This is a genomic window from Anaerophaga thermohalophila str. Valhall, assembly GCF_000250735.1.
Classification (GTDB): domain Bacteria; phylum Bacteroidota; class Bacteroidia; order Bacteroidales; family Marinilabiliaceae; genus Anaerophaga; species Anaerophaga thermohalophila_A.
Window position 1 is genome coordinate 44,253 of record NZ_AHZV01000350.1, and the last position, 12,701, is coordinate 56,953.

The window sequence follows — 12,701 nt, forward strand, 5'->3', positions numbered from 1 at the left end:
TAACTTTTTTCAGGAATGTTTTTTGTATTTCAATGGTGTTTATTAGGAGACGTGTATGAATCGATTGATTTGGTTGTTGTTTTTCTGCTTTTTGGCAACACTGGTTAAGTCTGAAATTAATTCTCCAGAATTTGTTCATTATACAAATGAAGATGGTTTACCATCATCGTATGTAAAAAGCATCATTCAGGATGCCGACGGTTTCATTTGGTTTGCAACCAGGGCTGCAGTAACCCGGTTTGATGGGCAGGCGTTTAAGGAATTCCCTGCTTATGATAATGCTGATGAAAAAGTCCGGATTTTCGGTGATAGACTTTTTCTGGCCTTTGATTCTCTTCTGATTACCCGTACCATAAAAGAAAAATATTATTTCTTCGATGAGTATCAGGAGTGTTTTCGTCCTTATTCTCTTTTAAATCAATTGGGATCTGTCCTTGCTATTGTTCCTTCCAGAGGTGGTTTTTGGATTTGCCGGCCTGACAGAATAACTTTTCTGAATGCATCCACAGGAAATGAGCAACCTATTGAATCCGTTTTTGCATCAGTTTCTTTTCCGGAAAGGATGGGGTTTAATAATCTAATTGAATCCGGTAGAAGGATTGTTATTCTGACGGATAATGGGAAAATTGTTGTCATTGACAAGGAAAGGGATGCTGTTAAGAGCTATGATGTTCCTGAAGAATTAGGTGACCAGCAATCCACATTGTTTTTTATCGATTCAGCAGAAAATGCCTGGCTGGGAATGTTTGAGTACGGTCTGGTACGCTTTCATCTACCCACAGGGACGTATCGGGTGTATTCGCAAAAACTGGAGAAGCCTTATCATTTACCCCATAATCTGGTGCACTGCCTTACCGAGGACCATCAGGGGCGTGTTTGGATCGGCAGTGAAGACGGATTGGTCATTCACGACCCGGTTACAGGACATCTGTCGTTGCATAGTTTTGATTTGCATGATCCAACCGGATTGAATAGTAATCCGATATATGACGTTTTTTGCGATACAGAGGGAAATATGTGGTTGGGAACTTATTTTGGAGGCATTAACTTCTGGAGCAATAAAGAGAGCTTTTTCAGGACATGGAATCCCGGCTTGGGCGATGGAGAGTTGCGAGGTAATGTTGTTAGTTGTCTGACGGAAGATTCGGAAGGCAATCTTTGGATCGGTCTTGAGGATAACGGACTTAACAAATATGATCGCGATTCCGGCGTCATTACTCACTATGCTGAAGATAAAGGCCCCGCTCATTTATCTTACAACAATCTTCACGATCTCCTTTTTGTTTCCGAACATGAACTATGGATGGCAACATACACAGGAGGGATTAACGTTTTAAATACCAAAACCAACGATATCAGGTTTCTTACCCCGGAAAACACAGAAGGTCTTACATCGAATGCCATATACTCTTTTTTGGCGGTCGGAGATTCTGTTTACATATCCACCTCGCTCGGAATCGTTATTTACGATAGAACAACCGAAAAATTTACACCCTTAAAGTCCGATGCTTTGGGCCTTTTCCAGTTCGAGAGCATGGCAAGGTCGTCCGGCAAACTGTGGTTTACCTCTGCTGCCGGCGTTTATGGTTATATTCCGCATAGCGACTCACTATTTACCTTCGATAAAGTTCCCGGGATGAATAACATCAACTTTGTGAAAACCGATTCGGAAGGAAATATTTGGTTTGGCGACTGTTATAAAGGACTTTGCAGGTACAATGAAGAAACCGGGAGAACAAAGTTTTTCAACGAAGAGACCGGTTTTCCGGTTTCCTGGATTTTTAGTCTGGAAGAAGGTGAAGATGGATGGTTTTGGGCAAGCAGTGATAAAGGTCTTGTGAGATTTTCGCCTGAAGAGGAAATATATATATTATATGACAGTAACTCCGGAATACCTTTTAATCAGTTTAACTACAGGGCATCATTCATCGACAGCAAAGGGAATATATATTTTGGCGGCAATAACGGGATGGTTTCTTTCAACGAGGATCGTCCCAGGCAGGAACGCAAAGATCTGCAGGTTATGTTTACCGGGATGAAGCTTTTTAATGAATATGTTTTACCGGCAGAGGATCGCAGGCTGAAACAATCATTAAACAAATCGGAGAAAATTGTACTGGACTACGATCAAAATGTTCTGACTCTTGAATATGCAGCTCTTGCTTATTCGGCTATTGGTCGTTGTCAGTATGCCTATTATCTGGAAGGATTTGAGGATGAGTGGAATTATGTTGGCACCCGAAACTTTGCTACTTATACAAACCTGAGTCCGGGAACTTATTATTTTCATGTCAAAGCCTCATCGGGCGATATTAGAAGTGCTTCAGGTGGACGGGTATTGCAGATTATTGTCCGTCCTCCGTGGTGGCTCTCCAGAGGCGCTTTTGTCAGCTATTTTTTAGTGGCCATTTTGTTCTCAATATTGGTCTTAAGAGTGGGTAAGAATATAGAGAAGTCGAAAGCCCAGTTAATGCTTGAACGAAGGGAACGGGAACATGCTGATGAAATCCACCAGGTGAAACTGGACTTTTTTACAAATATTTCGCATGAGCTGAAAACTCCTTTAACATTGATTATCGGCCCCCTTAACCGGTTGATGAATGAAGAAAAGATGAGTCCTGCACTTCGAAAATGTCTCACCGGGATAGAGCGTAATGCGCAGCGGCTTTTTCATCTGATCAATCAGTTGTTGGAGTTCAGGAAGATTGAAACCGGAAAGGATAAACTCAGAGTTTCGTGTCACGATATTTCCATTTTAACAAAGGATATAGCAGATTCTTTCATGGAGATGGCAGATGCACGTGATATTGAATTCTCCGTTTTTGTTCCCGACAATCCGCCAGAAGTATGGTTCGATAGCGGGAAGATTGATAAAATTGTCATTAATCTGCTTTCCAATGCATTTAAGTTTACGAGCGAAGGAGGAAAAGTCGAGCTCTCTGTTGATGTTAAGCCAAGAGGTGGAAAATTCGCAAAAGAAAAACAGGATTTGAGCATTTGTGTGTCCGATACAGGTAAAGGTATTGAGCCTGAAATGATCGACAAGGTTTTCGACCGTTTTTTTCAGGTGGATGATGGTGATGGTCAATCATTCAACTCAGGAATTGGTCTGGCTTATGTGAAGAGTCTTGTTATGTTCCACCGGGGTACTGTTAATGTTGAGAGCAAGCCTGGTGAAGGATCTGCTTTTACTGTTTCCATCCCGGCGTCACTGTCCGATTTTTCTGAAGATGAAATTGTAAACAAGAAGGAACAATATACTGATATTAGGCACGAGCCGGAGATGATTGTCCAAAGTCCATCACCTATTAATGGTTTCGATCCGTTAATTTCTGGTACCGGGAAGCCTTCGGTTTTATTGGTGGAGGATAATGTTGAACTGGTTAAGTTTCTGAACGAAATCCTGGAAGATAATTATCTTGTTGAATCGGTTTTTAACGGACAGGAAGCACTGGATAAGCTTGAGGAATTTAATCCGGACCTGATTATTAGCGATATTATGATGCCGGTTATGGACGGAATAACCTTTACCAAACAGATCAAAACCAGTCTTAACACTTCTCACATCCCGGTAATTTTACTTACTTCCAAATCGGGCGTTAAGAATGAACTGGAAGGTCTGATGACAGGGGCCGATTACTACATTGGAAAACCCTTCTATCCGGATATTCTTGTACAGGTTATCGAGAATATATTAAATACCCGTCAGCGTGTTATTGACCGTTTTCGTGATGATACGGCCTTTTCAACAGGTGAGTTACAGTGCTCCGAGTCGGACAAAATTTTTCTTGAGAAACTGACAAACCTGGTTAAAGATAATCTTAGCTGCAAAGTACTCGATGTAACATTTTTAATCAATGAGACTGGTGTAAGCAGGTCATTGCTCCACAAAAAACTTAAAGGAATTGTCGGCTGCTCAGCAACTGAATTTATCCGGATTATACGCCTGAAAGAAGCCGCAAAACTTATTGGTTCCGGTAAATGTAATATTACTGAAGCTGCCTATGAGACAGGATTCTCCAGTCCTGCATATTTTACACGTTGCTTCAGAGAGTTTTACGGTCAATCACCAAGAGAATATTATGGAGGGTAGATTTTCAAGACCATATAAAGCTCCTAAAATCTAATATCTTTTATCTGACTCAAGTTACAAAACACTCTATATCAATCATTTGTTTTGCGGAGTTGGATTTTTGTTTATCAGGCCAATTTTCGGTACTAACGGCAAAATTCTTATCTGCAAAACTTAACACTTCTGCCTTCTGCCTGGCAAACTTCTGCCTGTCGATTACTAACCTCTAACCATCTTCTGTCTAACCCTCTTTTTCCTCTTCCAAACTAATGTTAAAAAAATTCGCCATTAATACAACTTCCTGTTAGGAATAGAACAGCTTTTCTGGTTGTAAAAAGTAGAGATTACGGGCGGATATTTCTTGTCAGGCAAATGTTAAAATGAGTATCAAGTGACTCGTCTTTACAGCGCTTTTAAGGATTTTACACATTTGTGTAAGTTTTTTACACATGTGTTATAGTTAACCTCTTCCAAATAAAGAACCTTTGATTTACAAATTAAGTAAGGTCTATTTGTTGTTGACCCGGAAGTGTTTTGTAAATAAATAAAAATTTGAGTTGTCTATGAAAAAGAAATGTAATTGTATGAGACTTGAGTCTTATACGGTGATTCGAACCTTAATGATTGTGAAAATATCCGTGTTACTACTCGTGGCAGGATCAGTTCACATGTTTGCCGACAATCATCAGGATAAAGAATATCCGGATGATAGTGGAAAAAGAAATAATAGTGTTATTGAAACGCATTACTTATTTCAGCAGGATGAGAGAACCATTACCGGAATTGTAACTGATGAAAATGGAGAGCCTATCCCTGGTGCAACTATTCAGGTAAAAGGTACCAGTAAGGGAACAATTACCGATATGGATGGTAATTATTCAATTGAGGTTTCGCAGGAGGCTGAAGCCCTGGTTTTCTCTTTCGTTGGGATGAAAACCAGGGAGATTGTGATTGAGAATCAGACCCAATTGGATGTATCCCTGGAACCTGAGGTGCACGGACTTGATGAAGTAGTGGTGATTGGATATGGAACCCAGCGAAAAGGAGATGTAACCAGTGCCGTTTCAAGTGTCAAATCTGAAGATTTTATTCAGGGGAAAGTCTCAGATGCTGCGGAACTGGTAAAAGGGAAAATTGCCGGACTGACAATTTCAAAAGGAACAGGCGACCCAAACGCTGAGTCTACTATAAGGCTTCGTGGCGTTATATCGCTGGAAGGTAGTTCCACGCCATTGGTTTTAATAGACGGTGTTGAAGGAAGTCTTGGGACAGTTGCTCCCGAAAACATTGAATCAATTGATGTTCTGAAGGATGCATCAGCTGCTGCAATTTATGGTACGCGTGGTGCTAACGGGGTTATTCTCATAACCACTAAATCGGGAAGACGTGAAACAAATACACGTGCTGGTTATTCAGGTTATATGTCGATGTCTGAGTTTGGCAAGACATTGGATTTCATGGGACCTGATGAAATACGTCAGGGATTGACTGACTTTAAGGATAAGGGATATGATACAGATTGGCTGGATGCTGTTACGCGTAAAGCTTTTACTCATAATCATGACTTCTACATATCCGGAGGAAATGAGAAAACAACTTATTCAGCAAATATTAATTACAGGGATGAAGAAGGGGTTATTATAGATACCTATAATGAAGAGATGAGGTTGAATTTGGATATATCCCATTGGATGCTGAATGATATGTTAAAGGTGGACCTGAATATTGTAAAAGGACTTCATGAAAACAGTGCTACCAATGCCAGTAACAACGGAGCATCTAATATTTACAGGCAGGCCATTATCCGAAATCCGACAGAACCAATCTGGAATGAGGACGGAACCTACTACGAGGATTTCCAGGTCAATTATTATTACAATCCTGTGGGAATGATAAAGGAAAGAAAAGGTACTTACGAGTCCGAGTGGACACGTATTACCGGGAATATTATTTTCGAGCCTGTCGAAGGGTGGGAAACCAATTTGATGTTGGCTACCCGTAGATCAAATGCCCATGATAAAGGATATTATACATCAAAATATTACAGCCAGAAGATGGATAATCATACCGGTTATGCTTATCATTCACAATCAGACAGCAAAACGGATAATCTTGAGCTTACGTCAAAATATAACAAAAGAATTAATGATCATCGTTTGAATGCGCTTGTCGGCTATAGTTATCAGTATAACCTGAATCAGGGATTCAACGCTAATAACTACGATTTTCAAACTGACTTTTTTAAGTATAATAATTTGTCTGTTGGTGCTGCTCTGAAAGAAGGTAAAGCAGGAATGGGTAGTTACAAAAATGATAACAAGCTGGTCGGATTCTTTGGAAGAATCAGTTACGGATATGCTGACAAATATAATGCATTGATCAGTATCCGTCGTGAAGGCTCATCCAAATTCGGAGAAAATCATAAATGGGGTAATTTCCCATCTGCTTCACTGGGATGGACTATCAGTAACGAAGACTTTATGAGCAGTTTAGAATGGTTGAATAATCTGAAGTTGCGTGCAGGCGTTGGTGTTACTGGTGTTATTCCCAATTCATCTTATTTGTCATTGACGCGATATAATTTGGGTAGTTCTTACTATTACGAAGATGGTGAATGGATGCCCGGATTAGAAGTAGCTTCCAATCCGAACCCTGATTTAAAGTGGGAAAAATCTACAGAGTATAATATTGGATTAGATTTTAGTTTGTTAGAGAATCGTTTGGGGGGGTCTATTGATGTATATAATAAAGAAACCTCCGACATGCTCTGGTGGTTTGATGTACCTACTCCTCCGAATTTGTATCCTCAAACGTTGGCAAACGTGGGAGAAATGAGAAACAGAGGTATTGAAGTTGCCATTAATGCCACACCTGTGAAAGCCGGGAATTTTGAATGGAATACTACTTTAACTGCTTCACATAATGCCAACAAGCTTTTGAGTTTATCCAATGATATGTATGAAACTGCCAATGAGCAGGATGAAGCCTGGTTAGGTGAACCCATTACCATCCCTACACAACGTCTGGAGGTAGGTGAAGAACTTGGTAATTTTTTCGGACTTAAATCTGTAGGTGTTTCCGAGAACGGGCTTTGGTTAATTGAAAACCCTCAAACCGGAGAAGCCGAAGAGTTTACTGACAATATGCTTAACAATGATGATTATCGTCAGTATCTTGGCAACGGAATGCCTGATGTGAATTTGGGATGGAGCAATTCATTCCGTTACGGAAATTTTGATTTAAGTTTTCAAATGATCAGCCAGTTAGGATTTAAAATATTGAATGAGCCACGCGCTTTTTATGAAAACAATTCTATTGCCTATAATCGCTTGAGATCAGTAAAGAAGCCGCCTTATGGAGGCGAGTATACTTTGTCTTCTTCACAAAAACAAACCATCGTTAGTTATTACCTGGAAGATGGTGACTTTCTGAAACTTACCAATTTAACGATTGGATACACCATTCCTGTAGGCGAAAACAATTATATTAAGAAGATTCGTGCCTATGCTTCGGGTGATAATTTATTTTGTATCACCGGATATGATGGGCTGGATCCCGAACTTTCCAACAATAATGTACGTTCACTGGGAATCGATTGGAGAGATAAATACCCTGTAGTCCGTTCATTTACATTCGGGGTAAATGTCACATTTTAAAATCTTAAATTTTGTATCTATGAAAGTGAATAAATATATATCCATCGTGGTGGCAGTAGTAAGCGTATTTGTGCTTTCCTTCAGTAGTTGTACTGATTTGGATGAAACCATTTATGATACCATCGCTGCAGAAAAGTATGAGTTTTCAGAAAAGGATGCAGCCAGTATGTTTGCCCCTGTCTACAGTAATTTACGTAACCTTTATTGGGGATGGAACGGCTATTGCGATATTCAGGCTGAATCATCCGATCTTTGGTGTACCCCTTATCGTATAGGTATTGGCTGGGGTGATCTTTATGTATCCATGCATAAACATGAATTCCATTCTCAGATTGGACATTACTGGACGGAATGGAATTATGGTTATGCAGGCATAAATGCCTGTAATAAACTTCTGGCCGTTAAGTCTGTGCAGGATTCAGAAGCTGCAGTTGCTCAGTTGAGAGGTTACCGTGCTTTATACTATTACATCTTGTTTGATTTGTTCCGGAATATTCCGCTGGATACTACCTATAATCATCCGGAAGGATGGTTGCCTGATCAGGCAGAGCCGCAGGAAACCTGGGATTTTATTATTAGTGAATTAAAAGATATCAAAGGTAAAGTAGGTGAAGATAACGGTATGGGGCAAATTAACGATTATACCGTTAATATGATTCTGGCTAAAATGTATTTGAATCATAATGCATGGTTCAACGATCATTCGGATAACTCATACTATGGTAAAGCCATTGACGAGATCAATGAAATAATAAGTAGTGGAAAGTACTCATTGGCACCCAGTTATTCCGATAACTTTAAGGAAGATATATCGGGATCACCTGAAATTATCTTTGGCATTCCTTTCGAAGAGAAATATGCTTCTGGCAATTATTACGCCAACAAATGGATACATACTGCCGGAAGAGCTGTCTGGGGATTTAATGGCTGGGCAACCGGTGGAAGTGCTGCTTTACCGCAATTCCTTGATACTTATGATGAAGATGACAGTCGCTTTAATGATTGCTGGACTGTTGGGCAACAATACGATCAGAATGGAAATCCAATAATGGTTGACGGAGAACCATTAATTTATACAAAAGAACTTCACAGTATTGATAATCCTGGTTGCTATCCTTTCGAAGGAGCACGTTTAACAAAGTACGAGATTCTTCCAGGCGATTTTGGTACCAGTTATGATGATGTTCCTTTTTTCCGTTTAGCTGATGCTTATATGATAAAGGCTGAGTGTTTGTTAAGATTGGGCGGCTATAAAGGGGAATCAGAACAAGATGCAGCTGCTCTTGTAACACAGGTGCGTCAACGAGCCTTTAAAGACAATCCGTCCAAAGCAGTACGTACTGTCGAAGAACTTAAGGGCGGAAGCGTTTATGATTACGGCTACCGTGAAAACCAGGGAAAAATGGGAGAAGAAGATGTTTGGATTACAACCAATGAAGGTGGAGAAGACATCGAATTAGGGGGTTTGTTAGATGATCTTGCATGGGAATTTGTTGCCGAACACCATCGCCGTCAGGATTTGGTGCGATTTAGAATAGAAGGTACAAATCAGAATGTATATAATGGAAAATCATGGTTTTGTAAAGAAGCTAAAGGTGATCCTTCAGACAATCATGCTGATATCTTCCCCATACCCAAAGAATTTATGGACGGAAACCCGAATCTTATTCAAAATCCTGGTTACGGAAATTAATAAGTATTCGTCTATAAACGCACAAAAATTTTCACCTTATGTGTGTCTGTTCAAAAAACGCCAATTGAAAGGCTTGCAAAGCAGCTAAAAACGGAGTCCCGACATTTTGGGATGAGTATTTTGGCAGTATGCGTAACGAAGCTAATGGTACTTTATGGACAGACATTAATAAATAGTCAAATTTAATTTTGATATAAAAAAGATTAATATGAAAAGTAAATTATTATATATACTAATGAGTTGCCTGGTCTTCTCCTTTTACTCCTGCGAGGATAGTATTGAGGATGCAACAAGTAAGCATGTGTATGGAGAAGATGAGAATCCATACCTCAAAACGGGCGTAGGAGCTACTATTACCAATGATATGGAATTTGAAGTTGGGCGTTATGAGGCACAAACTGTAAATCTGGAAGAATATACAGACCTGTTCCAGGAACAAATGAATATGACCGTTGATGAAGTTATTAACGGACTGAGTGACGGGAGCGTAGTATTCTATAACATCAACGTTACCCGTGGGCATTGGGATAAGACAGAGCCGACTAAAGGCTCCACCGGATGGTACTATAATTCTGCCGGTGGTTTATCGGCCGATAGTGAAGATTATGTTGCGAGTCTTGATATTGACAAGGATGCAAAGCAGTTGATTGTCGATGTGGCTGATGAAGCCGAAGCGGGTCATTCTTTTTCATTCAATGTTGGTTTTGCTTTGAATGGACCTGACTATGACGACTATGTGCGCTTTACTTTTAATGTTGCCACTATTGATCCGTCACTGATTCTTGCAAATCTTAGTATTCCTGAAGGAGACTATGCGGCAGCAGGAATTAATCTTTACGATTATGCCGATGTGATACAATATAATTTGGGATTAACTGTAGATGAATTCCTTGCCAATCTCGATAGTAACGAAGGTGGTACTATTCGTTTGTATGTAATAGACAACGAAACCGGAGAATGGGATACTTCAAGTGATTATACGGCTAATCCCCCCGGCTATTGGATGAATGCTGATGGCGAGGTTTGTTCCTGGGGGGATGATGGTTTTACTTTATACGCTGAGGTCAATGTCGGTGACGGTGTTTTAAATATCGGCAGAGCACCTGCATTATCAGCTGGTGAAACCTACAAAATCAGATTGGGATTCAGAGATACAACTGATGAGATGAAGTTTATTCGTTTCATTATTACTGCCACATTGGAGTAAATTATCTTTACAATTAATAGATTGGTTCGAGTTTTTTATCTCTAATGAGAACATTATCCTGATTGATCACCGCAGTTTCTTTCTGCGGTGATCTCAGGAATAATGATCTGTGAATGAATTTATCTTTAAGTTTCTCTCTAACTTTAGGTTTCTGTCAAGATTATCCAACAAGCTATGAAAAAAATAAACTTTCATCATCCGATATTATATCTTTCAATTTTTGTTTTTCTGATGTTTTCTTTTGTTACTACTATCGGCTGTAGTGATGATAAACAGGAACTGGTTAATAAAGAAGAGGAAGAAATTATCGATGAAACCGACACAAAAGATATTTACATCCCTCAGGAATTTAGTGACATAGATTTCAACGACGAAAACAGTACGTGGTGTTATCAACGGAGCCGGGAGTCGGAAAACTTTATTGTGTTCTGGGGAAAAGGATATGGCGACAAAGATCCGGGCTCATCTGAAGTGCCGGAAACTTACCGTGTAGATATTGATGATTTGTTGGAAAAGGCTGAAGAATTTTATGATCTGAATGTCAATGAACTAAAATTCGCTGAAGTAGGAGTAGGAAAATCCAACCTTGATGAGTACAAAATGATGATATTCCTTTTCTGCCAGGAGGAATGGAATGCAACAGGGGCCGGATATGATGACGTTATCGGTGCTTTATGGTTAAGTCCGAATACCTGTCAGCCTGTAGGTTCGACAATAGCTCACGAAATCGGGCATAGTTTCCAGTATCAGGTGAATTGTGATCTGGGCGGAACTGCCGGATATCGCTACGGTTTTGGCGGAAACGATGGCAATGCTTTTTGGGAACAATGTGCTCAATGGCAGGCCTATCAAAGTTATCCTGAAGAAGTCTTTAATTCAAATCATTTTTCGGTTTATTGCGACAATTATCATCGCCATTTGTGTCATGAAGATTATCGATATGCCAGTTATTTTATTCATTATTACTGGGCTGAAAAGCATGGTATCGATATCATTGGAAAGCTTTGGAGAAAAGCTGAAAAACCTGAAGATCCTCTTCAGACCTACATGAAAATAACCGATATTTCCGTTTCGCAACTTAATGACGAAATTTATGAGGCCGCAACGAAATCGGTAACGTGGGATTTTGATGCCCTTCGGGAAATGGGAGAGGATTATATCGGAAAACAAACATTTAAGTATAATGAATTGGATGATGGGAGTTATCAGGTAGCTTATGACCGCTGTCCCGGAACCACTGGCTATAATGTGATTCCTTTAAATGTGCCTGAAGCCGGGAGTGTTGTTTCCACTGAATTTACAGGTCAGGTAAATGAATCCGGTTTCAATCAGGTTGATACCCCCGACAGAGCTGGATGGCGTTACGGATATGTGGCTTTGCTGGCTGACGGAACACGGATTTATGGAGAAATGAATAGCGGTACAGAAAATATCGTTGATTTTACAGTTCCTGAAAATTGCAGCAAACTATGGTTTGTAGTAACCGGTGCTCCGAATACCTATTCCCCCCATGCCTGGGATGATGATAATTCCAATGATGACCAGTGGCCATATAAAGTGAAATTTTCAAATACGGATATTTACGGGAATATTGCATTTGATGGTTCTGAAACACCAAAAGATATTCAGTTAACTTATGATATCAGCTTCCCTTTTAATTCATCTGAGTACACCGGAACTTCTGTTACCATCGAAGGCAGTGATCTGACCGATCTGGCAAAAGCTTTTGTCCTTCAGCCCGGAGATATTTCGGGTCAACTGGGCCAGGATGTCTCTTTTTATGCGGTTGAACCCGATGGCACTCTGAATGCCAATACCACTGCAAATGGCTACGGACATTGGTTCAATGCCAATGGTAGTGTTTGTGAATGGGGCGCTGAAGCCAGATTGTTTTCTGAGTTTGATGAATCCAATTTCAGTTTTTCAATAGGGCAATATCCCGATCAGTGTTCTGTGGGTGATGAGTATACAATCCGACAGGCCCTGGTATATGAGTATGAAACGAATAAATCGGTTCAGGCTACTTTTGTTTTTAATGTCACAATAGAGTGATAATCATTCGGAGTGCTCCTG

5 protein-coding genes are annotated in these 12,701 nt (G+C 40.0%); all 5 read left to right on the forward strand.

Features of this window, described 5'->3' with window-relative positions; translation table 11 throughout:
- Nucleotides 1-55 precede the first annotated feature (55 nt).
- The 5 genes from OQ5_RS0118125 (at nucleotide 56) to OQ5_RS0118145 (ending at nucleotide 12,680) form a co-directional block, all read left to right on the forward strand.
- Nucleotides 56-4,093 (forward strand): hybrid sensor histidine kinase/response regulator transcription factor, encoded by a 4,038-nt coding sequence (locus tag OQ5_RS0118125; RefSeq protein WP_016778849.1) that lies wholly within the window; start codon nucleotides 56-58, stop codon nucleotides 4,091-4,093.
- A 563-nt stretch (nucleotides 4,094-4,656) separates the two neighbouring features.
- Nucleotides 4,657-7,728, forward strand: coding sequence for a SusC/RagA family TonB-linked outer membrane protein (locus tag OQ5_RS0118130; protein ID WP_016778850.1), 3,072 nt, complete (start codon nucleotides 4,657-4,659; stop codon nucleotides 7,726-7,728).
- 19 nt (nucleotides 7,729-7,747) lie between these two features.
- Nucleotides 7,748-9,421 (forward strand): RagB/SusD family nutrient uptake outer membrane protein, encoded by a 1,674-nt coding sequence (locus OQ5_RS0118135; protein ID WP_016778851.1) that lies wholly within the window; start codon nucleotides 7,748-7,750, stop codon nucleotides 9,419-9,421.
- A gap of 208 nt (nucleotides 9,422-9,629) precedes the next feature.
- On the forward strand, nucleotides 9,630-10,628 hold the full coding sequence (locus OQ5_RS0118140; protein WP_026055391.1) for a DUF4859 domain-containing protein: 999 nt from the start codon (nucleotides 9,630-9,632) through the stop codon (nucleotides 10,626-10,628).
- Between the two features lie 174 nt (nucleotides 10,629-10,802).
- Nucleotides 10,803-12,680 (forward strand): DUF4859 domain-containing protein, encoded by a 1,878-nt coding sequence (locus tag OQ5_RS0118145; protein ID WP_016778853.1) that lies wholly within the window; start codon nucleotides 10,803-10,805, stop codon nucleotides 12,678-12,680.
- Nucleotides 12,681-12,701 lie beyond the last annotated feature (21 nt).

Coding starts and splice junctions, on each gene's coding strand:
- OQ5_RS0118145 (WP_016778853.1), top strand. CDS start 10,803: ATGAAAAAAATAAACTTTCATCATCCGATATTATATCTTTCAATTTTT.
- OQ5_RS0118130 (WP_016778850.1), top strand. CDS start 4,657: ATGAGACTTGAGTCTTATACGGTGATTCGAACCTTAATGATTGTGAAA.
- OQ5_RS0118135 (WP_016778851.1), top strand. CDS start 7,748: ATGAAAGTGAATAAATATATATCCATCGTGGTGGCAGTAGTAAGCGTA.
- OQ5_RS0118140 (WP_026055391.1), top strand. CDS start 9,630: ATGAAAAGTAAATTATTATATATACTAATGAGTTGCCTGGTCTTCTCC.
- OQ5_RS0118125 (WP_016778849.1), top strand. CDS start 56: ATGAATCGATTGATTTGGTTGTTGTTTTTCTGCTTTTTGGCAACACTG.